The sequence below is a fragment of the Sphingobium sp. BYY-5 genome (assembly GCF_022758885.1).
GTDB lineage: Bacteria > Pseudomonadota > Alphaproteobacteria > Sphingomonadales > Sphingomonadaceae > Sphingobium.
Map to the genome: position 1 here is coordinate 2,658,665 of NZ_JALEBH010000001.1, position 24,056 is coordinate 2,682,720.

General features: G+C 65.2%; 21 protein-coding genes, 1 tRNA gene and 1 riboswitch. Of the genes, 11 read left to right on the forward strand and 11 right to left on the reverse strand.

Going from position 1 to position 24,056, the window contains the following annotated elements:
- Positions 1-48: 48 nt before the first annotated feature.
- From MOK15_RS12765 to MOK15_RS12795, 7 genes are all read right to left on the reverse strand, one after another.
- Positions 49-843: an IclR family transcriptional regulator gene (locus MOK15_RS12765; protein ID WP_242931959.1), complete on the reverse strand. Its 795-nt coding sequence runs from the start codon at positions 841-843 to the stop codon at positions 49-51.
- A 135-nt stretch (positions 844-978) separates the two neighbouring features.
- On the reverse strand, positions 979-1,494 hold the full coding sequence (pal, locus tag MOK15_RS12770) for a peptidoglycan-associated lipoprotein Pal (RefSeq protein WP_242931960.1): 516 nt from the start codon (positions 1,492-1,494) through the stop codon (positions 979-981).
- 116 nt (positions 1,495-1,610) lie between these two features.
- On the reverse strand, positions 1,611-2,945 hold the full coding sequence (gene tolB / locus MOK15_RS12775) for a Tol-Pal system beta propeller repeat protein TolB (RefSeq protein WP_242931961.1): 1,335 nt from the start codon (positions 2,943-2,945) through the stop codon (positions 1,611-1,613).
- On the reverse strand, positions 2,942-3,910 hold the full coding sequence (locus MOK15_RS12780; protein ID WP_242931962.1) for a cell envelope biogenesis protein TolA: 969 nt from the start codon (positions 3,908-3,910) through the stop codon (positions 2,942-2,944). Before MOK15_RS12780 ends, tolB begins: the two co-directional genes overlap by 4 nt.
- 18 nt (positions 3,911-3,928) lie before the next feature.
- Positions 3,929-4,399 (reverse strand): ExbD/TolR family protein, encoded by a 471-nt coding sequence (locus tag MOK15_RS12785; protein WP_242931963.1) that lies wholly within the window; start codon positions 4,397-4,399, stop codon positions 3,929-3,931.
- Between the two features lie 67 nt (positions 4,400-4,466).
- Positions 4,467-5,171, reverse strand: a complete 705-nt coding sequence (gene tolQ, locus MOK15_RS12790) for a protein TolQ (protein ID WP_242931964.1) — start codon at positions 5,169-5,171, stop codon at positions 4,467-4,469.
- Positions 5,168-5,638, reverse strand: a complete 471-nt coding sequence (locus MOK15_RS12795) for a YbgC/FadM family acyl-CoA thioesterase (RefSeq protein ID WP_278254150.1) — start codon at positions 5,636-5,638, stop codon at positions 5,168-5,170. The genes tolQ and MOK15_RS12795 overlap by 4 nt, the downstream gene beginning before the upstream one ends.
- A gap of 178 nt (positions 5,639-5,816) precedes the next feature.
- Here MOK15_RS12795 and MOK15_RS12800 point away from each other — a divergent pair, with 178 nt between their 5' ends.
- The 7 genes from MOK15_RS12800 (at position 5,817) to gltB (ending at position 16,441) form a co-directional block, all read left to right on the forward strand.
- Positions 5,817-6,695 (forward strand): 3-hydroxyacyl-CoA dehydrogenase NAD-binding domain-containing protein, encoded by an 879-nt coding sequence (locus tag MOK15_RS12800; protein WP_242931965.1) that lies wholly within the window; start codon positions 5,817-5,819, stop codon positions 6,693-6,695.
- Between the two features lie 41 nt (positions 6,696-6,736).
- A riboswitch (yybP-ykoY riboswitch) is annotated at positions 6,737-6,873 on the forward strand.
- 69 nt (positions 6,874-6,942) lie between these two features.
- Positions 6,943-7,521, forward strand: coding sequence for a TMEM165/GDT1 family protein (locus MOK15_RS12805; RefSeq protein WP_242932745.1), 579 nt, complete (start codon positions 6,943-6,945; stop codon positions 7,519-7,521).
- Positions 7,522-7,623: 102 nt separating this feature from the next.
- Positions 7,624-8,550, forward strand: coding sequence for a complex I NDUFA9 subunit family protein (locus MOK15_RS12810; protein WP_242931966.1), 927 nt, complete (start codon positions 7,624-7,626; stop codon positions 8,548-8,550).
- Positions 8,551-8,726: 176 nt separating this feature from the next.
- Entirely contained in the window at positions 8,727-9,536 is an 810-nt protein-coding gene (locus MOK15_RS12815; RefSeq protein WP_242931967.1) for an undecaprenyl-diphosphate phosphatase, read from the forward strand.
- Positions 9,537-9,702: 166 nt separating this feature from the next.
- Positions 9,703-11,148, forward strand: coding sequence for an NAD(P)-dependent oxidoreductase (locus MOK15_RS12820; protein ID WP_242931968.1), 1,446 nt, complete (start codon positions 9,703-9,705; stop codon positions 11,146-11,148).
- Positions 11,145-11,900, forward strand: a complete 756-nt coding sequence (locus MOK15_RS12825; RefSeq protein ID WP_242931969.1) for a DUF2059 domain-containing protein — start codon at positions 11,145-11,147, stop codon at positions 11,898-11,900. Before MOK15_RS12820 ends, MOK15_RS12825 begins: the two co-directional genes overlap by 4 nt.
- Entirely contained in the window at positions 11,900-16,441 is a 4,542-nt protein-coding gene (gene gltB / locus MOK15_RS12830; protein WP_242932746.1) for a glutamate synthase large subunit, read from the forward strand. The genes MOK15_RS12825 and gltB overlap by 1 nt, the downstream gene beginning before the upstream one ends.
- 3 nt (positions 16,442-16,444) lie before the next feature.
- Here gltB and MOK15_RS12835 read toward each other — a convergent pair whose 3' ends face one another.
- Entirely contained in the window at positions 16,445-16,912 is a 468-nt protein-coding gene (locus tag MOK15_RS12835) for a hypothetical protein (RefSeq protein WP_242931970.1), read from the reverse strand.
- A gap of 152 nt (positions 16,913-17,064) precedes the next feature.
- Between MOK15_RS12835 and MOK15_RS12840 the strand changes: the two genes are divergently transcribed.
- Positions 17,065-17,151 (forward strand) — tRNA-Leu (locus MOK15_RS12840).
- A 248-nt stretch (positions 17,152-17,399) separates the two neighbouring features.
- On the opposite strand, the gene MOK15_RS12845 is transcribed toward MOK15_RS12840, so the two are convergent.
- On the reverse strand, positions 17,400-17,888 hold the full coding sequence (locus MOK15_RS12845; RefSeq protein WP_242931971.1) for a hypothetical protein: 489 nt from the start codon (positions 17,886-17,888) through the stop codon (positions 17,400-17,402).
- A gap of 32 nt (positions 17,889-17,920) precedes the next feature.
- Positions 17,921-18,709 carry a DUF4198 domain-containing protein gene (locus tag MOK15_RS12850; protein WP_242931972.1) on the reverse strand — a complete coding sequence of 263 codons (789 nt, stop codon included), beginning with the start codon at positions 18,707-18,709 and terminating at the stop codon, positions 17,921-17,923.
- Positions 18,710-18,834: 125 nt separating this feature from the next.
- Here MOK15_RS12850 and MOK15_RS12855 point away from each other — a divergent pair, with 125 nt between their 5' ends.
- The 3 genes from MOK15_RS12855 (at position 18,835) to MOK15_RS12865 (ending at position 23,282) form a co-directional block, all read left to right on the forward strand.
- Complete coding sequence (locus tag MOK15_RS12855) at positions 18,835-20,916, forward strand: TonB-dependent receptor (RefSeq protein ID WP_242931973.1); 2,082 nt, start codon at positions 18,835-18,837, stop codon at positions 20,914-20,916.
- A 4-nt stretch (positions 20,917-20,920) separates the two neighbouring features.
- A complete protein-coding gene (locus tag MOK15_RS12860; protein ID WP_242931974.1) occupies positions 20,921-21,691 on the forward strand; it encodes an energy transducer TonB in 771 nt (256 codons plus the stop codon).
- 82 nt (positions 21,692-21,773) lie between these two features.
- On the forward strand, positions 21,774-23,282 hold the full coding sequence (locus MOK15_RS12865) for an altronate dehydratase family protein (protein WP_242931975.1): 1,509 nt from the start codon (positions 21,774-21,776) through the stop codon (positions 23,280-23,282).
- A gap of 1 nt (position 23,283) precedes the next feature.
- On the opposite strand, the gene MOK15_RS12870 is transcribed toward MOK15_RS12865, so the two are convergent.
- Positions 23,284-24,039, reverse strand: coding sequence for a FadR/GntR family transcriptional regulator (locus MOK15_RS12870; protein ID WP_242931976.1), 756 nt, complete (start codon positions 24,037-24,039; stop codon positions 23,284-23,286).
- Positions 24,040-24,056: the final 17 nt, after the last annotated feature.

A 24,056-nucleotide genomic window follows, 5' to 3' on the forward strand; every position in this document is an offset into this window, starting at 1 on the left:
ACCGCGCCCTATTTTTTGGGTCAGATGCGAAATCGAGCGCCGCATTTCCTATCGGCGCGGCCCGCTATACCCCACCGCACCGCTGATCTGCTCGGCCGACCGCATCACCTGTTCGGCCAGGTTCGGACGCAGTTCGTCGGTCAGATAATGGGCGGCGCTGGCGATCGAGATGGCGATGCAGATCTTGCCCTTGGCGTCGCGGATTGGCACCGCGATCGAGCGGACCCCGTCGCCCAGTTCACTATCGTGCAGCACCGCGCCCCGCGCCTTGTGCGCGCGCATTTCCGCCAGAAAGGCATCAATCTGCTTGCGGGTGGCCTTGCCGCCCTTGGCCACGACATAGAGGCGTTCCCAGATCGCCTCATCCTCCTCCAGCAGCAGCGCCTTGCCCAGGCCGGTTTCGGCGATCGGCCGGCGGTCTCCCGGCGCGGTCGCGACGCGCAGCCGCTGCGTGCCGGTGACGCGGTCGAGGTGGCGGGAAAAATCATCTTCGCGCTTGCCGACGAACACGCAGAATCCGGTGCGATCCGACAGCAATTCCATGAAGGGGCGAGCGACGCGCACATAGTCGATCTGTTCAGTGGCGAGCACGCCCAGTTGCAGCAGCTTGGGGCCAAGCGCGAAGCCATCGCGCGTGACCGACAGATAATTGCGCGACCGCAGCGCCTGCACCAGCCGATGCGCCGTGGTCTTGCTCATGCCCAGCTTGCGCGCCAGGTCGGCGGCGCGGATCGGGCCGTCGATCACCTCGTCCATGATGTCGAGCGCGCGCATCAGCGTCTGCGTGCCCTTGACCCCCTGTTCCTGTTTATCGTCATTATCCTGCATGGTTGTCCCGTTCATGATCGCGTTCCACAACGCATCCCACATATAGGGAGTCTATCGACCAATTCGGGGTGTTTGTCAGCAGCTTTGTTACGCATAGAAAAGGCCCGCCGGTCGCGGGAACTGGCGGGCCTTTCATGATCCGGGAAAGGATCAATATTGGATGGTGACGGTCACGGCGCGGCGGTTCTGCGCCCAGGCCGCTTCGTCCGAACCCAGCGCGGCGGGGCGTTCCTTGCCATAGCTGACGGTGGTGATGCGGCCGGAATCGATGCCGAGCGAGGCGAGATAATTCTTCGCCGCATTGGCGCGGCGTTCGCCCAGCGCGATATTATAGTCGCGGGTGCCGCGTTCGTCGGCATGACCCTCGATCGTTACGCGCACGGTCGGGTTCTGCTGCAACCAGGCGGCCTGGCTTTGCAGCGTGGCCTGATCCTCGGCATCGACATCATATTGGTCGAGGCCGAAGAAGATGCGGTCGGACGCGACCGAGGCGATGAAGTCCTGCTGGCTGCCCTTGACCGGGCCGGACGGCGTGCTTGGGCCGGTCGGCGTGGTGACGTCACCGGTGCCGCCGGGGGCGGGGGGCAATTGTGCGGGCGGCTTCTTCGAACAGGCGGCCAGCGCGATGATGGCGGTCGCCATGACCAGGGTTCGGGATAATTTCATCGGGGATCTCCTTATTGCGCTGTCCACCGACCCGAAGGGACGGCGGCAGGGTTCGTGATATTCGTTACGCTGTCAAGACGATTGGGTTCCGCCGGGGCATGGATTCCTCGGAAATCTCAAGGTAGCAGCGGTCCCCAGGCCGGATCGGAGCCACTCAATGGCGTGGGGATGCGGCGTTCGTTGACCCCGGTCAGGTCGACCTGCCACACTTGGCTGGCGCCCTGCCTGCCGGGGGTGGTGCGGAAGAATTGCAACACCCGGCCATTGGGCGACCAGGTCGGCGCCTCGTCCTGCCAGCCATTGGTCAGGATGCGCTCATTGTCGCCGCTGGGCGACATGACCGCGATCTTGAAGTCGCCCGACAGCTTGGTGAAGGCGATCAGGTCGCCGCGCGGCGACCATTCCGGCGTCGCATAGCGGCCGCCGCCATGGCTGATGCGGCGCTGGTTGGAACCGTCCGCGTTCATGACATAGATTTGCTGTCCACCCGACCGGTCGCTTTCGAACACGATCTGCCGGCCGTCGGGCGAATAGCTGCCGCCCACGTCGATGCCGGGCGATGTGGTGAGGCGTACGGGCGATCCGCCGTTCGCGGACACGCGATAGATGTCGGTATTGCCCGCTACCGCCATGGAAAAGAGGATGTTGCGGCCATCGGGCGACCAGCGCGGCGCGAAGGTCGCGTTGGTGCTTTCCGTCACCAGCTTCTGCTGCCCGGTGCCGATGTCGTAGATGTAGATGCGCACCCGGCTGCCCAGATAGCTCACATAGACGATCGACTTGTAATCGGGCGAGAAGCGCGGGGTCAGGGCGATCGACTGGCCATTGGTGATGAAACGGTGGTTGGCGCCGTCCGAATCCATGATCGCCAGCCGCTTGACGCGATTATCCTTTGGGCCGCTTTCGGCGATATAGGCGATACGGCTGTCGAAGAAGGGGCTTTCGCCCGACAGGCGGGCATAGATGGCGTCGGCGCATTTGTGCGCGGCGCGGCGCCAGTCGCGCGGGGCGACGACATAGCCCTGGCGGGTCAGTTCCTGCTTGAGCGCCACGTCATAGAGATAGCAGCCGACGGTGATGTCCGCCTCACCCCCGGTCGTGCGGACGAAGCCCTGTGCCAGCGCCTGATAGGTGCCCCATTTGTCATATTGGGGGAAGGTCACTTCCGGGAAGGCGACGGCGGGCAGGCCGCCCGGACCCGATGGGTCGAACAGGCCGGACCCCTTGAGGTCCGATGCGATCACCTCGGCAATCTTGCGGCCCAGTTCGCTCGCAGTGCCAGCGGGTGTGGCCACGTCCTGCTGTGCGGGCAGGGCGGGGACGGCGATCTTCAGATTGCTGTCGATATCGCCGGTGACGTCGACCGATAGCTGCGCCATGGCGGGCGCGGACAGGATGGCGGCAAGCGCGGCGGTCGCCAGGGTCAGCCGGCGCAGCAAATTGATGTTCATCGGTTCAGCCTCGCGTCAAAGCGGAGTGGCCGGAGCCATTTCCATTGGTCATAATATTCGGGCGGCAGGTTCCGGAACGGCGCGGCGAGTTTCACCGCCTGGATCGCGCGTTCGGCATGGAGCTTTGCTTGCGGCTGGTTGCTGGCGGTGACGCCCAACTGGTCGATCACCTCCGGCGTGCCGATCAGCCCGCCATTCTTGTCGAGCCGCACTTCCAGCAGGGTGACGAGCTTGTCGGCGTCCGCGCCCGACGGCGCGCGCCAATGCGGTTTCAACTGCCGGCGGATCTCCGCGTCAAGCGCGGCTTTCTGCTGCGGCCCGATGGCGGCGGCGGGGGGGGGCGCTGCTTTACGCGGCGCATCCTCGGTTGTGTCGATGCCCTTGAGGAAATCCTTGCCCAGCAATGACCCCTTGGGCTTGTCCGCCTTGCCCGCGCCGGAAGCGCGCGCGGGCGCATCGCTTTTCGCCTTGGCGTCGCTCTTGGCGGGCCTGGACGGCGCGGCGGCGGCCCTGGGCTTTTCCGGGGCGGGTTTCGCCTTGGGCGCAGGCTTTTCGAGCGCATGCGCGGGTTTGGCTGGAGTCTTGGCGACGTCCTTCTTCGCCGGCGCAGGCCTTTCCTGGGGCTTGGGCGGCTGCGCCTTCACCACGGGCCTGGGCTGCGGCGGAACAGGTCTGGGCTGCGGCGGTGCGGGCGTCGGTTGAGGTTGCGGCGGCTCAGGCACAGGCGCGGGCTTGGCGTCCTCGGTCGGTCCCTGTTCGGGCGCGACGCTTGGCGGTGGAGGCTGGGTCGAAATCTGCGGCGCTGTGGATTGCAGCGCCACCTCGTCCACCAGGCTTATGTCCATCGGCGGCGATTTCAGCTTCAACGGATTGGGGGTGGCCAGGAATCCGGCGGACAGCAAGCCGAACAGCAGGACATGTCCTGCCGTCGCTACGCCAAGGCCGATTTTTTCCGCGCGCTCCATATAGTTGATCTATGGTCCCTATTCTGAACCGCCGCTGTCCGGCCCGGCGCCCGACCCGGCATCCGTGCTGACCAGCGACACCTTGTTGAGGCCCGCCCGGTTCAGCTCACCCATCACCCGCATCACCCGGCCATAGTCGAGTGCGGTGTCGGCGCGCAGGAATATCTGCGGCGGTTCGGGCTGGCCGGCATGGGCGGAGGCGATCTCGGCCAGGCGACCCGGCAGGTCGGCGTCGCTTATCTGCGCCTCGTCGATGAAGAGGCCGCCGTCGCGGTCGATCGACAGGATTGTCGGTTTGGCGTCTGCATCCAGTCCCTTGGCGCGGGTTTCGGGCAGGTTCACCGGCACGCCCGTCACCAGCAACGGCGCCGTCACCATGAAGATGATGAGCAGCACCAGCATGACGTCGACCAGCGGCGTCACGTTGATGTCCGCCATGGGCGCCCGCCCGCGCCCGCGACGGCCGGAAGGAGGGCCGGACATCGCCATCAGCGCGCTCCTTCGTTTGCAGCGATGCCCAAGTTCATCGCCTTTTCTTTTGCAGCGATGCCCAAGGTCATCGCTGCGCCTCCAGTTCACGGCTGAGCGTCGAATAGAAGCCGTCGGCAAAGCGCGTCAGGCTCGATTCCAGCCGGTTGATGCCATGGCTGAACCGGTTGTAGGCGATGACCGCGGGGATGGCGGCAAACAGGCCGATGGCGGTGGCGAACAGCGCTTCGGCAATGCCCGGCGCGACGACGGCGAGCGAACTGTTCTGCTCCGCCGCGATTGAGGTGAAGGCGCGCATGATGCCCCAGACGGTGCCGAACAGGCCGACGAAGGGCGCCACCGATCCGACCGTCGCCAATATGTTCAGCCGGTCGGACAGACGATCGACCTCTGCCGCGATCGTGCTCGACATGGTGGTCGACAGGCGATCGCGCGTGCCGTCGCGGTCGATCACCTTCTGCGCGGTCGATCGGCGCCATTCGCCGACCCCTGCCGCCATCACCTTGGCTGCGGGGAAATCCGCCTTGCCGCGCGATTCATAGAAGCGGTCGATATCTTCGGCCTTCCAGAAATCCTGCTCGAACTTCCGGCTTTCCTTGCTCGCCTTGCGCAGCGTGAAGCTGAAGCCGAGGATGATCGCCCAGGTCCAGATGCTGGCCAGCAGCAGGCCGAACATCACACCTTTGACGACGATATCGGCCTGCAGGAACAGAGCGAGAGGGGAAATGGTCGCGGCGTCGGTCATCGCGCCGGCAGGCAGGTTGAGGGTCATGGGTGGATGTCTTCCCCTTGGCAAAGGCGGGTAAAAATGTCGGTCCAGGCTTTGGGTTGCCGCTGCGGACGGCCTTGCGGCGTCAGCCAGGCGGCGGTGACGGTGGCGTCGGTCAACTGTTCCTCGCCCCGCATGACTGACTGATGAATGGAACAGCTTGCCGCGCGTACATCGACGACGCGGCTCACCACCATCAGGTCGTCGTCCAGCCGTGCCGGACGGCGATAGCGGATCTGGAGGTCGGCGACGGCATAGACGCCACTGCCACCTTCATGTTCGCCGCGCTGGTCGATGCCGGCGATGCGCAGCATGTCGGACCGGGCGCGCTCCATATAGCGCAGATAATTGGCGTGATAGACAAGGCCGGACAGGTCCGTGTCCTCGAAATAGATGCGCAGGGGGAAATGATGCACGGCGGCGACGAAGCGTCCGGTCGCTGGCGCTGGCATCAATTCGGAAACAGGCATGGCGGGCTTTTAAACATGGTGGCGGCCACACGCAAAGCCGGAAATGTCGAGGACGCGACCAATCCGTCCGAAGGGGCGGCAGGTTTCATCGTCTGAAGGATTTCTCGGAAGGCCCGCACTGGCCGTCGAGCGGCGGCGCGGTTAAGGGGAAGCGACGAGTCAAGACGGAGAGCAAGGCATGACGGATATTCGCACGGTGGGCGTGATCGGTGCGGGGCAGATGGGCGCGGGCATCGCCCAGGTCGCGGCGCAGGCGGGCTATGACGTCATTCTTTCCGACATCGATCTGCCGCGCGCGGAAAAGGGGCTGGCGGGCATCGCCAGGCTGCTCGGCAAGGCGGTCGAGAAGGAGAAGATCACCCGGTCCGACGCCGATGCTGCGCTCGCCCGGATCAGGCCGGTCGGCGACATCGCGCCCCTGGCCGACGCGCAACTGGTGATCGAGGCCGCGACCGAACGCGAGGAAGTGAAGCGCGGCATCTTCGCCAATGTCGGCAAGATATTGGCGGAAGGCGCCATCCTCGCCACCAACACCTCCTCCATTCCCATCACCCGGCTGGCGCAGGCTGCGCCCGACGCAGGCCGCTTCGTCGGCGTGCATTTCTTCAACCCGGTGCCGGTGATGGTGCTGGTGGAGGTCATTCGCGGCCTTGCCACCACGCCCGAAACGGTAGCGGCGGTGGAAGGCTTCGCCGCGAAGATCGGCAAGACGACCGTCCATGCCTTCGACGCGCCCGGCTTCGTCGTGAACCGCATCCTGCTGCCGATGCTGAACGAAGCGGTGTTCGTGCTGGGCGAGGGCGTTGGCAGCGTCGTGGACATCGATCAGGGCTGCAAGCTGGGCCTCAACCATCCGATGGGGCCGCTGACGTTGCTGGATTTCGTTGGCCTGGATACGGCTCTGGAAATCCTGAACGTGTTCCTGAGCACCACCGGCGATCCCAAATATCGCCCCGCGCCGCTGCTGGTGAAATATGTCGAGGCGGGCTGGTATGGCCGCAAGACGGGGCGCGGCTTCTACGACTATTCGGGACCGGAGCCGGTGCCGACCCGCTGAGGGGGCATGGCTTGCTTTCCAGACCCGCTTCCTCTAGGGACCGGCCCGTCATCTGGGGAGTAGCCAGCCGTTCCGCCTTGAGCGAACGGGCCATATGTCAACATATTTGGCCGAGAGGTCATGGCATATGGGAAGCGGCGATGGCCGCATCGGGCGAGACCAATGGCATCGGCGCTTTTCTGTCCGGCCGGGCGGAAGGCGACGATGGCATTGTGTCTGTCAACTTCGCCCGGCCCCGGAATAGATGATGGAAGCTCTCTTCACCTCCGCCGTGCTCGTCGCGCTCGCCGAAATGGGCGACAAGACGCAATTGCTCGCCATGCTGCTCGCCACCCGCTTCAGGAAGCCGGTGCCGATCATCCTGGGCATCCTGGTCGCGACCCTCGCCAATCATTTCCTGGCCGCGCTGGTCGGCCATTCGATCGCGGGCGTGCTGACCCAGCCCTGGTTCCGTTATGCGGTCGCGGCCTCCTTCATTGCGATGGCGGCCTGGACCCTCATCCCCGACAAGATCGATGAAGATGCGCCGCTGAAGGCGCCGTCCAGGGCGGGCGTGTTCGTCACCACGCTGGTCGCCTTCTTCCTGGTCGAGATGGGCGACAAGACCCAGGTCGCGACGGTGGCGCTGGGTGCGCGCTTCGACAATCTGCTCGCGGTGACGGCCGGCACCACGCTGGGCATGATGGTCGCCAACGTCCCCGCCGTGCTGTTTGGCGAGGCGCTGGCCAAGAAGGTGCCGATGCGCGCGTTGCAGGTGGGCGCGGCGTTCCTGTTCCTGTTCCTGGGCCTGTGGATGCTGGCCGACCTTCAGGGCTGGTTCGGGTAAAAAAGGAACGGGCTGCGTGGCTGGCGGTTGTCAGCGCGCGGCGGCTGTTGCAAGGGGATGGGCAGAGTCATTCCCCTTGGCGAAAGATATGGGACGCGCGTGATGAAGGACAGTCTGGTTACGATCTTCGGCGGCGGCGGTTTTCTGGGCCGGCAGGTCGCACAGGCGCTGATGGCGCGTGGCGCGCGCGTGCGCATCGCGCAGCGCGACCTCGCCACCGCGTTCAAGGTCAAGTCGCTCGGCAATCTGGGTCAGACCCAGTTCGTCGCCGCCGACATCCGCAAGCCGGAGACGGTTGCCCGCGCCATCACCGGCAGCGACATCGTCATCAATCTGGTCGGCATCCTTTCCGGCGATTTCGAAGCCTTCCATCATCAGGGCGCGGCCAATGTGGCGAAGGCCGCGGCGGCGGCTGGCGTCCAGGCGCTGGTCCATGTCTCGGCGATCGGTGCGGATGCGGCCAGTCCTTCGGCCTATGGGCGGTCGAAGGCCGCCGGCGAGGAAGCGGTCAAGGCCGCTTTTCCCGCTGCGACCATCATCCGTCCGTCGATCATCTTCGGACCGGAGGACCAGTTCCTCAACCGTTTCGCGGACATCGTCCGCGTGGCGCCGGTCGTGCCGGTGATCGGCGCGGCGACGAAGTTCCAGCCCGTCTATGTCGCCGACGTGGCGCAGGCGATCGCCCATGCCGCGGAGCAGCCGGGCGTTCATGGCGGCAAGACCTTCGAGGTCGCCGGCCCGCAGGTGATGAGCATGAAGGAAATCAACGCCTGGATTGCAAAGGCGATCGGTTGCGACAAGACGCTGGTTGAAGTGCCCGGCGGCATCGCGGCGCTGCTGGCCCTGCTGCCTGGCGGGCCGATCACGCGCGACCAACTCGCCATGCTGGGCCGCGACAATGTCGCCGCACCGGGGACGGAAGGATTGGAAGCGCTGGGCGTCGCGCCCACGCCGCTGGGCGCGGTCGCCGACAAATGGATGGTCCGATACCGTCGCCATGGTCGCTTCGCCGGTCGGGCCAAGGCCTGATCGATCCCTCGCGCTCGACGGGCCGATGATCGGCCGCGACCGGCCGTGATCGGGCGTCCTTGCCTTTTCGCTGCACTGCGGCATGGTGCGGCTCCCAATATGTTGCGCTCTACGGCCCTCTCCGCTTTCCGGGGAGGGTTTGGCGCGCCAAGCCCCGTCGAGGATCTCACAAACCCATGGACCTGCATTATCTGACCGTCATCCTGCTGGGCATTGTCGAGGGGCTGACGGAATTCCTTCCCGTTTCCTCCACCGGTCACCTGATCCTTGCCAGCGAATTGCTGGGATATGATGCTTCCACCTGGGCGATGTTCAACGTCGTCATCCAGTTGGGCGCGATCCTGGCGGTGGTCGTGCTTTACTGGCGCACCTTCTGGGCGGTGGGGATGGGGCTGCTGCGGCGCGAGCCGGTAAGCTGGCGCTTCCTGCGCAACCTTGTGCTCGCGTTCATCCCCTCCGCCATCATCGGCCTGGCGTTGCACGATTATATTGAGGTGCTGCTGGGCGCGCCGCGCGTGGTCGCCTGGGCGTTGATCGTGGGCGGCATCGCCATCCTGTTGATCGAGCGGGCGGTGAAGGAACAGCGCTTCCACGGTATCGCCGACATCCCGGCCGTGCGCGTGATCGGCATCGGCCTGATCCAGTGCATCGCCATGATCCCCGGCATCAGCCGTTCGGGGGCGACGATCATGGGCGCGCTGACGCTGGGCGTGGAACGGCGCACGGCCGCCGAGTTCAGCTTTTTCCTCGCCATCCCCACCATGCTGGGTGCGACGACGCTGGAACTGCTCAAGAAGGGCGATCAGATCACCAGCGGAACGGTAGGCTGGGACAGTATTGCGCTGGGTTTCATCGTCTCCTTCTTCGTCGCCCTGCTGGTCATCAAATGGTTCGTCGGGCTGGTATCGAAGCACGGTTTTGCCCCCTTTGCCTGGTATCGAATCATTGCCGGCGTGGCCGCGCTGATCTGGCTGACGATGAGGTAGGTCCGGATCGGTCTTAATTGCAGCCCGTTACTTGCGATTCATTCGCAACTAACAGCAAAAAGGCCAAATAATTGGTCAGTACAACTGTCCTATATGCCAGAATCCACGTGACTCCGTGAACGTTCCTGCTATGCGCGCTTCAGCAACATAGACAGGGACGCTGGTCATGGCCGATAATCCGATGCTGAAATTCGTGGGCAAGGCGCAGGTCTACCCGGAAAAGCGCGCCGCCGAGGATCGCGCCGAGGATTTCCTGGAAATCAGCCGCAGTTTCATCGTGGACAAGGCGGAGGAGCAGGCGTCGCGCTGTTCGCAGTGCGGCGTGCCTTATTGTTCGACTCATTGCCCGCTGCACAATCATATCCCGGACTGGTTGCGCCTGACCGCCGAGGGCCGGTTGCGCGAAGCCTATGAGCTGAGCAACCTCACCAGCACCATGCCGGAAATCTGCGGCCGCATCTGCCCGCAGGACCGGCTGTGCGAGGGCAATTGCGTCATCGAATTTTCCGGCCACGGCGCCGTCACCATCGGTTCGGTAGAAAAATACATCACCGACACCGCCTGGAAGGAAGGCTGGGTCGAGCCGCTGGTCGCAGGTAGCCCCACCGGCCAGTCGGTCGGTATCATCGGCGCAGGGCCGGCGGGTCTCACCACCGCCGAATATCTGCGTGTCGCGGGTTATGAGGTGCATGTCTACGACCGGCACGACCGCGCCGGTGGCTTGTTGACCTATGGCATTCCCGGCTTCAAGCTGGAGAAGGATGTGGTCATGCGCCGTATCCAGCGCCTCAAGGATGGCGGCATCATCTTCCACGAGAGCTTCGAGGTGGGTCGCGACGCGACGCTGGAGCAATTGCGCGAAAAGCATGACGCGGTCCTGATCGCCACCGGCGTCTACAAGCCGCGCGACATCCGCGCGCCGGGCGTCGGCGCGCCGGGCGTGGTCAAGGCGCTCGACTATCTGACCGCATCCAACAAGGCGGGTTTCGGCGATGCCGTGCCCAGCCATGAGGACGGCACGCTGCTGGCGACGGGCAAGAAGGTCGTCGTCATCGGCGGTGGCGACACGGCGATGGACTGCGTCCGCACCGCGATCCGTCAGGGGGCGACCTCGGTCAAGTGCCTCTACCGCCGCGATCGTGGCAATATGCCCGGATCGCAACGCGAGGTCGCCAATGCCGAGGAGGAAGGCGTCGAGTTCGTCTGGCTGACCGCGCCGATCGCGTTCGAAGGCACGGAACATGTCACCGGCGTCAAGGTGACGAAGATGCGCCTGGGTCAGCCCGACGCATCGGGCCGCCGCGCGCCGGAGCCTGATCCGGGCAGCGAACATACGCTGGAGGCCGATCTGGTCATCAAGGCGCTGGGCTATGATCCGGAGGAACTGCCCCGGCTGTTCGGTTCGGAAGACCTGTCCGTCACCCGCTGGGGTACGCTGCGCGTCGATCATAAGACCATGATGACCAGCGTCGACGGTGTGTTCGCGGCGGGCGACATCGTGCGCGGCGCATCGCTGGTGGTCTGGGCGATCCGCGACGGCCGCGATGTCACCGACCATATGCACAAATATCTGAAGGCCAAGGCCAAGGTGGGCGAGAGGGTCGCAGCATGAAAACGCTGTTGAAGAGCGGCCTGATCAGCCTGACGCTGGCGTCGGCCATGCCCGCTGCCCTGGCGCAGGAGAAGCCCGCGTCCGCCCCGGTGGCGGCAGCCGATCCCGCGCGCGTCGCGGCGGCGCGACCGGTGGTCGAAAAGCTGTTCCCGGTCGGCACCTACAGGCGGATGCTGGGTGAAACCATGTCCAAGATGATGGACGGGATGATGGGCAACATGATGAAGATGCCGATCGCCCAGATCGCCAGCATGAGCGGCGTGGCCGCCGACAAGCTGACCGGCATGAGCCAGGCTTCGCTGGAAGAGGTCAGCACGATCGTCGACCCGCATTTCCGTGAGCGCACCAAGCTGGGCATGGACGCTATGATGGCGGGCATGGCCGACATCATGAACGATTTCGAACCCAATGTGCGCGAGGCGCTGATCCGCGCCTATGCCCGCAAGTTCGACGTCCGGCAGCTTGGGGAGATCAACGCCTTTTTCATCACGCCCACCGGCAACAAGTTCGCCAGCGATTATATGTCGATGTTCATGGACCCCGACATCATGGGCGAGATGCAGGCGCTGATGCCGCAGATGATGAAGAAGATGCCAGAACTGGCCGAGCGCGCGAGGAAGGCCGCTGACAGCCTGCCGCCGCCGCGCAAGATCTCCGACCTGTCGAAGGCGGAAAAGGATAAACTGGCCCAGTTGCTGGGCGTGAAGGCCAATGAGCTGAACAACAGCCATGCCGGGGAAGGAACCGAATGATGACCGATCAGATGCACTTCATGGCCAGCCCGGAAGAACGTGCGCGGATCGCCGCCGAGGGCATGTATCATCCTGAGATGGAGGGCGATGCCTGTGGCGTCGGCCTGGTCGCGGCGACCGATGGGCGTCCCAGCCGCCGCGTGGTCGCCAGCGCGATCGATGCGCTCAAGGCCGTGTGGCACCGTGGCGCCGTCGATGCCGATGGCAAGACCGGGGACGGCGCGGGCATCCATGTCGACCTGCCGGTCCGTTTTTTCGACGACTGCATCGCCGACAGCGGACACAAGCCGCTGCCCAACCGCCTGGCCGTCGGCATGGTCTTCCTGCCGCGCACCGACCTTAGCGCGCAGGAAACCTGCCGCACCATCGTCGAGGCGGAGATCATCGACGCGGGCTACACCATCTATGGCTGGCGCCAGGTGCCGGTCGACGTGTCCGTCATCGGCGAGAAGGCGCAGCGCACGCGGCCCGAGATCGAGCAGATCATGATCGCCGGCCCGATGCCGGAAGAACGCGACATGGCCGAGTTCGAGAAGGATCTCTACCTGATCCGCCGCCGCATCGAGAAGAAGGCGATCGCCGCGCAGATCAACGACTTCTACATCTGCTCGCTGTCCTGCCGCTCGATCATCTACAAGGGGCTGTTCCTCGCCGAATCGCTGTCCGTCTTTTACCCCGATCTGCAGGACGAGCGGTTCGAGAGCCGCGTCGCCATCTTCCACCAGCGCTATTCGACCAACACCTTCCCGCAATGGTGGCTGGCCCAGCCCTTCCGGACCCTGGCGCATAATGGCGAGATCAACACGATCCGCGGCAACCAGAACTGGATGAAGAGCCACGAGATCAAGATGGCCAGCATCGCCTTTGGCGAGCAGTCGGAGGACATCAAGCCCGTGATCCCGGCGGGTGCATCCGACACCGCCGCATTGGATGCCGTGTTCGAGGCGATCTGCCGTTCGGGCCGCGATGCGCCGACCGCCAAGCTGATGCTGGTGCCCGAAGCCTGGCAGGCGGACAGCGCCGAACTGCCCAAGGCCCATGCCGATATGTATGAATATCTGGCCAGCGTGATGGAGCCGTGGGACGGCCCGGCCGCGCTGGCGATGACCGATGGCCGCTGGGTCGTGGCGGGGGTCGACCGCAACGCATTGCGTCCGCTGCGCTACACGCTGACCGGTGACAATCTGCTGATCGTGGGATCGGAAACCGGCATGGTGGTCGTGCCGGAAACCACCATCGTCAGGAAAGGTCGCATGGGTCCGGGCCAGATGATCGCGATCGATTTGCTGGAAGGCGAGATCTACGACGATCGCGGGATCAAGGACCGGATCGCGGGTGAGCGCCCCTATGGCGACCTCATCAAGGATTTCCTCGACATGGGCGACCTGCCCGACGCGCCGACCGCCCTGCCCGCATGGGACAAGGCGGAGCTGACGCGCCGTCAGGTGGCGGCGAACATGACGCTGGAGGATATGGAGCTGATCCTGGCCCCCATGGTGGAGGATGCCAAGGAAGCCATCGGTTCCATGGGCGACGATACGCCGCTGGCCGTCATTTCCGACAAGCCGCGCACGATCAGTCATTTCTTCCGCCAGAATTTCAGCCAGGTCACCAACCCGCCGATCGATTCGCTGCGCGAACGGCATGTGATGAGCCTCAAGACCCGCTTTTCCAACCTCCACAACATCCTGGAGCAGGACAAGCGGAACAGCCATGTGCTGGTGCTGGATTCGCCGGTGCTGACCAGCGCCGAATGGGCGCGGCTCAAGGCCTATTTCGGCCCGGCCGTGGCGGAAATCGACTGCACCTTTCCGGCGCAGGGCGGGCAGGAGCAGTTGCGCGCCGCCATTGCCCGCATCCGGGAGGAAGCCGAACAGGCGGTGCGTGAAGGCCGCAGCGAACTGTTCCTGACCGACGAGCATGTCGGGCCGGATCGCATCGCGATCGCCGGCGTGCTGGCGGCCGCAGCAGTGCATACGCATCTGGTGCGCAAGGGGTTGCGTTCCTATGCGTCGATCAACATCCGCTGCGCCGAGGCGCTGGATACGCATTATTTCGCGGTGCTGATCGGCGTCGGTGCGACTACGGTGAACGCCTATCTTGCCGAAGCAAGCATCGCGGACCGTCATGCGCGCGGCCTGTTCGGATCGCTGACCCTGGACGAATGTTTCGAGCGCCAGCGGACCGCGATCAACGAAGGCCTGCTCAAGATCATGTCCAAAATGGGCATCGCGGTCATCAGCAGCTATCGCGGCGGCTATAATTTCGAAGCGGTGGGTCTGTCCCGCGCGCTGGTGAACGACCTGTTCCCCGGAATGCCCGCCAAGATTTCGGGCGAGGGCTATGCCTCGCTCCACTATTCCGCGATGCTGCGCCATGAAAAGGCGCATGACAGCGCGGTGGTGCGCCTGCCCGTCGGCGGCTTCTATCGCCAGCGCAACGGTGGCGAGGCCCATGCCTATTCCGCGCAACTGATGCACCTGTTGCAGACGGCGGTCGCGACCGACAGCTATTCGACCTATCTGCAATTCTCGCGCGGCGTGCGCGATCTGCCGCCGGTCTATCTGCGCGACCTGATGGAGTTCAACTTCGCCCGCGAAGCCGTGCCGATCGATGAGGTGGAGGCCACCACGGAAATCCGCAAGCGCTTCGTGACGCCGGGCATGTCGCTGGGCGCGCTCAGCCCCGAAGCGCACGAGACGCTGGCGATCGCGATGAACCGCATCGGCGCCAAGGCGGTGTCGGGCGAAGGCGGCGAGGATGCGAACCGCTTCAAGCCCTATGAAAATGGCGACAACGCCAATTCGGTCATCAAGCAGATCGCGTCCGGCCGCTTCGGCGTCCATGCCGAATATCTGGGATCGGCCGAGGAGATCGAGATCAAGGTCGCGCAGGGCGCCAAGCCCGGCGAGGGCGGCCAGTTGCCCGGTTTCAAGGTGACGGAGTTCATCGCCAAGCTGCGCCATTCGACGCCCGGCGTGACGTTGATCTCACCGCCGCCGCACCATGACATCTATTCGATCGAGGATCTGGCGCAGCTCATCTACGACTGCAAGCAGATCAACCCGCGCGCGCGGGTCTGCGTCAAGCTGGTCAGCCAGGCCGGCATCGGCACGGTCGCGGCGGGCGTGGCGAAGGCTCATGCCGACGTCATCCTGGTCGCGGGCCATGTCGGCGGCACCGGCGCGTCGCCCCAGACGTCGATCAAATATGCGGGCACGCCCTGGGAAATGGGCCTGTCCGAAGCGAACCAGGTGCTGACCCTCAACGGCCTGCGCCATCGGGTGAAGCTGCGCACGGACGGCGGCCTCAAGACCGGGCGCGATATCGTGATCGCGGCGATCCTGGGCGCCGAGGAGTTTGGCATCGGCACGTTGTCGCTGGTCGCCATGGGCTGCATCATGGTGCGCCAGTGCCATTCGAACACCTGCCCGGTGGGCGTGTGCGTGCAGGATGAAAAGCTGCGGGCGAAGTTCACCGGCACGCCGGAGAAGGTCATCAACCTGATGACCTTCATCGCGGAGGAAGTGCGCGAAGTGCTGGCACGGCTGGGCTATCGCAGCCTGGATGAGGTGATTGGCCGCACCGAATTGTTGAAGCAGGTCAATCGCGGCGCCGAGCATCTGGACGACCTCGACCTGAACCCGATCCTCGCCAAGGTGGACGCCCCCGACGATCAGCGGCGGTTCAGCCTGACCGAAGGGCGCAATGCGGTGCCCGACAGCCTGGACGCGCAGATGATGCGCGACGCCAAGGCCGTGTTCGAGCGCGGTGAAAAGATGCAGCTCACCTATACGGTGCGCAACACGCATCGCGCGGTCGGTACGCGCCTGTCGGCAAAGATCACGGAAAAATTCGGCATGTCGACGCTGGCCGACGGGCATCTGACCGTGCGGCTGCGCGGCAGCGCGGGCCAGTCGCTGGGCGCGTTCCTGTGCAAGGGCATCAAGCTGGAAGTGTTCGGCGACGCCAATGACTATGTCGGCAAGGGATTGTCGGGCGGCATCATCTCGGTGCGCACGACCGTCTCCAGCCCGCTCTCGTCGAAGGACAACACCATCCTTGGCAACACCGTCCTCTACGGCGCGACCAGCGGCAAGCTGTTCGCGGCGGGGCAGGCGGGCGAGCGCTTTGCCGTGCGCAATTCGGGCGCGCAGGTCGTGGTCGAAGGCTGCGGCGCAAACGGATGCGAATATATGACTGGCGGCACGGCGGTCATCCTGGGCGAAACCGGCGCGAATTTCGGCGCGGGCATGACCGGCGGCATGGCCTTCATCCTGGACGAGGACGGCCGTTTCCCGACCCGTGCCAACCCGGAGAGCATCATCTGGCAGCGGCTGGAAAGCGCCCATTGGGAAACGGAACTGAAGGCGCTGATCGCCCAACATGCGGTGGCGACCGACAGCAAATGGTCGAACGCCATCCTGGACGATTGGGATCGCTGGCGCCGTTACTTCTGGCAGGTCTGCCCGAAGGAGATGATGGGGCGCCTCGCCCATCCGCTGAGCGATGCGCCCGCGCAGGTCGTGGCGGCTGAATAAGCTTCATTGGGGGCTGGCCGGGGCGACGGGGAGCAGAGGTTCCTCATCGGCGTGGGCAGCCCCTTCCTGCGCCATTGCCACGCCCTCTTCGAATCGCGCGATACTGGCCGGAAGCGGATGGACGAGGGCGGGCGGCGCCTCCCGGATCGGAAGCGGCTCCGCTTCGGCCAGATAATCCTGTTCCACCGGATCAGGGCTTTCCGCGATCATGCTGTTGCCGGTCCACCTGGCCATGTCCGCGGCGGAGCGTCGTTCGGCCAGGGTCGGGCCGCAGCCGGTGCAGCGGATTGCGACCGGCGACATGGTGCTTGCTTCCACGGCATGGGGGGCATCGCCGCTGTCCGCTTGCTCATAGAAGCCGGTTGCGCGTTCCAGTGGTGATCGCTGGGCGCTGGTCACATAGCCGCCCAACGCCAGTCCCATGGCCGTTGCGGCGACCATCGTTATCGTCGACAGCATCCACAGTCGCATCGCTGCACTCCCTGGCCCTGTCCACGGACGGGCCACGCCCCTTTTGCCACAATCATAACGCAGATGCAGATCGGTTGTTGCATGGGGCAAAAGCCTTTGCTAAGGGCCGCCTCCTACCAAGGCACCGGCCCCGCCGGTTTCCCTCTGAATGTGCGGTCGTGGCGGAATTGGTAGACGCGCAACGTTGAGGTCGTTGTGGCCGAAAGGCCGTGGAAGTTCGAGTCTTCTCGACCGCACCATTCATCCCCCGAAACAGGATATGCACTGCATCGGGCGGCGACTTCGTCGCTGCTCCATGATCGTGTCGGGATGCGTCGAGCAGGAAAAAGAGCGCCGGTCGCAATTGCGAGGCGCCCTTATACCTTTGGATGGCATCATATCGGAAGGGCGAGCCAAGCCCGCCCCTTGGCGTGGTGCTTCGAGGCTTTTTGAAAATGCGCGGAAGAGCGCATTTTGAGGCCGCACCGGCCCGTACCCCCAAAAACTCTTACCGGTCGGCCTTTTCCCGCGCCGCCTGCTGCCGCGCTGCCGTGGCGGCGGCGTCGGCGGCGGTCACGATGCCATCCTTGTCATTATCCTGCTCGGCAAAGGCACGCGCGCCCGATACGTCATATTCGGCTTGGGTCATCTTGCCGTCCCTGTCCTTGTCGAGCACAGCGAAGCGGACATGTGCCTGGCGGATCTGGCGCTGCCGTTCCTCCCCCTTCTTTTCCTCGGTGCGGTCGGAGGCGGCAAGCTGCTGTTCCAGCCGGTTGCGATATTCGCCGACATATTCCTCCTCCGATACCCAGCCGTCGCCATTGGCATCCGTGGCCTTGAAGCGCGCCAGCCGCCCGGCATCGAACTCGGCGCGTGTGACCTGGCCGTCATGATCGGCGTCATAGTCGCGGATGAAGGCGGACCCTTCGTGCGGGGCGGCGGCGGCCGTGCCGGCGATCGCCAGCAGGGCAGCGGTCAGGGGAAGCTGGATCTTCATATTGTCTCCGTCGAATGGAAGGGACGCGGCGCTCAGGCCGCGTCGAAGGTCAGGGTGTAGGTGTAGCTGCGATAGGGCGTTTCGGCCCCGGCCGGTGCCGGCCCGCGATGACGCACCAGGATCAGATAGGTGCCGGCATCTTCCGGCTTCAGGCTAAACCGGCCGTCGGCGCCGCTCCTGACCTGGGCCGCTACCTTGCGCCCGTCATACAGGCCGGCGCTGCGGAACAGGGTGATGTCGGCTTGTGGCAAGGGCTTGCCGTCGAACAGCAGCGCGAAGCGGGCGTCCGATCCCGCGACGATAGTGTTGGGATGGGTGATCGCCTGGATTTCCAGCCCCTTGCCAAGCGGTTTCAACGCCGTATCGGTCGGCTGGCCGCGCGTCACATAGGCTTCGGCCAGGGTCATGCTCTGTACATCGACCTGTTCGGCATTGGCGGGCGGCTCGCCGCCTTCGCCGCGCATCTGCCATGTGTCGCCCTGCCTGAACATCTTGCCCTTGCGCCCGGCGCGCTGGCCGGTGGTGACGCGATAGGTGCCGTTGGCGGGAATCGCCGCTTCGAAGATGCTGAGGTCGCGCAAATGGGTGACGGGGCCGATCGGCAGATCCGTCCCCTCCGGCCCGACCAGATGGAAGGGCGCGTCGCGCATGGCGACTTCGGGCAGGAAGGCGTCCTCGGCGAAGGCGGACTGGACGGTGATATGGTCGCCCTTCCCCACGTCGAACAGGGTCGGCAGCACATAGGGCATGTGCGCCTGGGCGACGGTGGCGCCGGTCAGCGTCAGCAGCAGGGCGGCGGCGCGGAATCGTGATGGTTTCATAGATACCCCTTTCTGCCTCGGCAGCTAACTCTAATGAGACTCACTTGCAATATCATTTCTAGCTGCTAGGTGCGAGGCCATTCGGGCGATCAACGTCCATCGCTTTGCCTACAGGGGGCCGCACAATGAAGAAGACCAGACCGATGCTGCTGTTGGGGACCGCGCTGATCGCCGCGCCGATCCAGGCCTGGGCGCAGGATGACGCGGATAGTCCGGACGTCACGCGCATGACGCTCGACCGCATGGTCATCTCCGCCGGCACGGAAAAGGTCGCGATCGACACGCCCCAGGCGGTCAGCGTCCTGGATCAGGAGGATATCGACCAGATCCAGGCGACGACGATCGGCGACCTGCTGGAAGGGATGCCGGGCGTCAACGTCCAGGGCGGCGTCGGTCAACTCGGTCAGGGCTTCAACATTCGTGGCATGGGCACCGCGATCGGCGACAGCGACAATCGCATCCTGTTGACCGTCGATGGCGTCACCAAATTCTACGAACAATATCGGATGGGCGCGCTTTTCACGGAGCCTGAACTCTACAAGCGGGTCGAAGTGCTGCGCGGTCCCGCCTCATCGACCCTCTATGGCGCAGGCGCGCTGGCGGGCGTCATCAACTTCACGACCAAGGATGCGTCCGATTTTCTGAGCGATGGCGATCCGCTGGCGGTGCGGCTGAAGGCCGCTACCGAAACCAATGCGGAGGCGCACACCCTGTCGGGCATCGTCGCCGCGCAGCCGGTGGAGGGCGTCGAACTGCTGGGCAGCTATAATTACCGCCGCAGCGACGATTATAAGAGCGGCAATGGCGAGACCGTCGCAGCCTCCGCCACCCTGTCCGATAGCTGGCTGGTCAAGGGTCGCGTGTCGATCGGCGGCAACAGGAAACACGCCATCTGGGCCAGCTACCAGGACTGGATCAGCGACGCGCCGCAGGTCTATGACCAGATTTCCGCCGCCACCGGCGCTTCCCTCATGCGCCGCCGCGTTCACGACAAGACCGCCGTGCTCGGCTATGACAACGACTTCGACGGCAGCAAGCTCTTCAATGTGGAGGCGCAGGTCGCCTATTCCCTGTCGAAAGTGCACCAGACCGAAACCAATTTCCTCGGCCCGCTCGCTTATTCCGATTTCTCCTATGAAAGCTGGCAGGCGAAGGTTCAAAATACCAGCGAGTTCGATCTGGGCGGCGACTGGAAGACCTTCCTGATTCTGGGTGGCCAGTGGAGCTTGCAGGAACGTCGCAATCCGCGCGTCGCCACCAATGGCACCGTGACGCCGGGTGCGGGCACGCATCCCGAAGGCGACATGACGCGCTATGGTCTTTATGGGCAGTTGGAGATCGTCTGGTCGGACAAGCTGACCATCATGCCGGGCGTGCGCGTCGATTGGAACGACCTAAAGTCTGGCGCCACGGTGGTCGGCGGCACGGTTCTCACCGACAAGGTCAAGGATAGCGGCGTTTCGCCCAAGCTGGCCGCCCTCTACAATCTGACGCCCTGGTTCGGCCTGTTCGGTTCGGTGGCGCGTACCGTGCGGATGCCCAATGTCGACGAAATCTTCACTCGCTCCGCCACCCGGCCCAACAATCCAGACCTGCGGCCCGAAAAATCGGACAATTATGAAGTCGGCTTCACTTTCTCCTTCGACGACACGCTGGGCAAGGGTGACCGGTTCCGCGCCAAGACCACCCTGTTCCAGAATGACGTCAAGGATCTGATCGTCAATGTCGCGGCGGCCACGGGGACGCCCTATTTCCAGAACATAAACCGCTCCCGCTTCAAGGGGCTGGAGGTCGAGGCCGAATATGGTGTCGGCGGCTTCTTCGCGCGCGGCAATGCCTCCTTCATCGACGGCAAGAATCGCCTGACGGGCGATTATCTGAATACCATTCCGGCCAACGACTATCGCCTGACCCTGGGCTATGCCGATGCGGCGACCGGGCTGTCGGGCGGCTGGACGGGCGAGTTTGCCGAGCGGCAGGACAAGGTGACGCCCGGCAGCTTCGCCTCGGCCGGGTCGGGCCTGCCGACGCCGGGCTACAGCGTCCATAATCTCTTCTTCGCCTTCAAGCCGCAGAGCGGCCCGGCCAAGGGGTTCGAGTTCCGCATCGCCGTGGATAACGTCTTCGACAAGCAATATCGCCGCCACCTCTCGGCGCTCGCGGCGGAAGGGCAGAACTTCAAGTTCACCGTGGCGAACACATTCTGACGCCATGGCACGGGCGGCGCACCCTTTCCGCATCGGTGGACCGGCGGCGGCTTCGCTGCTGGTCAACGGGCTGCTGATCGCGGCGCTGCTCAATCTGGGGATGGGACATGTCAGCCGGCGCACCGAATCACCGGCGCTGACGGTCCTGTCGCTGGCCCTGCTCAAGGGGGTGGAGCAGGGTCAGGAGAGGGCGGAGGCAGCGGCGCCCAGTGCGTCGGCCGCTGCCACCGTCCCGCCGCCGCCCGTCGAACCACCGCCCCCGCCATCGCCGTCGGTCGTTGTGCCTATGGCCCCTCCGATCGTGGCCGTGCCGTCCCGTATCGCGCTGTCCACGCCGATCCAGCCGGCGGCTCCGGCCGCCAGCCAGGCGGCAACGTCCACGCTATCGGCCCGGCCATCGGCGGTTGCGGCAACGTCTTCCGCCGCTGCGGCCACAGCACGGCGCGGCGTTGCGGATGGGCTGGACGTCAAGGCGCCGTCCGGCACCAGCCGCAGCTATGCCACCAAGATACGTTCCTGGCTCTATGCCCATAAAATCTACCCGCGCCGCGCCCGGATGCGGCGGGAGGAGGGGCGGGTGCAGGTGCGCTTCGTCCTCGATCGCGCCGGCCTGTTGCTGGAGGGGACGATTGTTCAGGGATCGGGCAATGCAGTGCTGGACGAAGAGGCGGCAGCGATGATGCGGCGCGCCTCGCCCTATCCGCGCGCGCCTGCCGAACTGCCCGGCGAACGGATCGAGTTTACCGTGCCGATCGAGTTCATCCTGCCGGCCTGATCGCGATCCCTGCCCCCCACCCTCCTACCCCTTGTGCCATCGGTGGCACGAATGCTATTCGGCGATCATGGATATGCTTTCGATGACAAGTTCGATGACAGGGCCGGCGCTGCCCGACGCCGTGCAGATCGCCCCGGAGGATCAGGTGGCGGTCGCCCTGCGCGCGCTGGAGGCAGGGGAGACGGTGCAGGTCGGCGGCATGGCGCTGCGCATCGCGGAACCGATCGGGCGTGGGCACAAGGTCGCGCTCCGGGCGATTGCGGCGGGTGAGCCGGTCAACCGCTATGGCTGGCCGATCGGCACCGCCACGCAGGACATCCCCGCCGGTCATCATGTCCACAGCCATAACCTCGTCACCAATCTCAAGGCCGAGGAGCCTTATGATTATGCGCCGCTTGCTCCGCGCGTGCAGCCTGCGCCGGGCGAATGGCGGTTCGAGGGATATCGCCGGGCCGACGGATCGGTCGGCACGCGCAACGAAATATGGGTGATCCCGACCGTCGGCTGCGTCGCCCGCACCGCCGAGCGGGTGGCGCAGCGCGCCGCCGGTCGCCATGCCGGCCGGGTCGATGATATCCTGGCCTTCCCGCACCCGCTGGGCTGTTCGCAGCTTGGCGACGATCTGGATGGCACGGCACGCCTGCTCGCCGCGCTGGCCAGCAGCCCCAATGCCGGTGGCGTGCTGCTGATGGGGCTGGGCTGCGAGGAGAATCAGCTCGGTGCGCTGGTGGATCGCGTGCCGGTGGCGCGGCGTGATCGCATCCGCACGGTCGGTGCGCAGATCAGCGCCGACGAATATGAAGCGGCGGCCGGGGCGATCGACGAGTTGGTGGCGATTGCGTCGCGCGACCAGCGCGAAACGGTGGATTTGAGCGCCATGCGGATCGGCCTCAAATGCGGGGGATCGGATGGGCTGTCCGGCCTGACCGCCAATCCGCTGATCGGCCGCATCGCGGACATGGTGACGGCGGCGGGCGGCCAGGCGATCCTGACCGAAATACCCGAAATTTTCGGCGCCGAACGGCTGCTGATGCAGCGGGCTTCGGACCATGTGGTGTTCGAGGAACTGGTCGCGCTGGTGAACCGCTTCAAACGCTATTTCATCGATCATGGCGAGCCGATCTCCGAAAATCCCAGCCCCGGCAATGTTGCGGGCGGCATCACCACGCTGGAGGAAAAGTCGCTGGGCGCGGTGCAGAAGGGCGGCCATGCGACCCTGACCGACGTGCTGGCCTATGGCGAGCGGCTGCGCCGTCCGGGCCTGTCGCTGCTGGAAGCGCCGGGCAATGATGCGGTGTCGACCACCGCACTCGCTGCCGCTGGTGCGACCGTCACCCTTTTCTCCACTGGCCGGGGCACCCCCCTTGGCAGCCCGGTGCCGACGCTCAAGCTGGCGACCAATCATGACCTGGCCGCGCGCAAGCCCGGATGGATCGACTTCGATGCGGCGCAGGTGCTGGACGAAGGTCTGGATGCGGCCGCCGACGCGCTGATGGCCCGTATCTGCGCCATCGCTTCGGGTGAACCGGCGCGCAACGAAAGCAATGGCGAGCGCGACATCGCTATCTGGAAGCGCGGCGTGACGCTCTGAATCAGGCCGTGACGCGGGCGGTCCGGTCGCGTTTGGCCTGGACTGCGCGGCGGGCTTCCTCGACCGCTTTTTCCTCGGTGGCGAACAGCAGGCTTTCGAGGACCGCCGACAGATGCGCCCGCATTGCCGTGCGTGCGGTGGCCGGGTCCCGGTCCTTCAACCCTTGCAGCACGGCGCTATGTTCATCGACCACCGGCTTGATATTGGCCGTCCGCGCCTTCTGGTGGAGCAGGGAGGCTTCGGGCGAACTGTCGCGCAGCCGCCAGAGCTGCTCGACCGCCTCATAGACCGCCTGGTTGCGCGTCGCGCGCGCAATCGCGAGGTGAAAGGCACGATCCGCCTGGACCGATCCGGCCGGGTCCTGGTTCTCACGGGCGATCTTGGCGACCAGCGCCTCGATCTCGACCAGTTCCGCGTCGGTGATCTGGGTGGCGGCCAGCGCTGCGGCCTCCCCTTCGAACAACAGTCGCGCTTCGGTCAATTCGATGGCGGAGATGTTGAAGCCGGGCACATCTTCCTTGCCCGGCAGGCGGACCACATAGGCGCCCGACCCGATCCGCACCTCCACCAGCCCCTGGACTTCCAGCGCGATGATCGCTTCACGCACGGTGGGGCGGCTGACGCCATGCTGCTGCGCCAGTTCGCGTTCGGCCGGCAGCCGCGCACCAACGGGGTAGCGACCGGCCGCAAGTTCCTCCAGCAGCGCGCGCGCCAGATCCTGATAGAGCCGTTCCTGTCCGCGCGGGGTCATGGCCATTCCTTTGGTTTTACCGG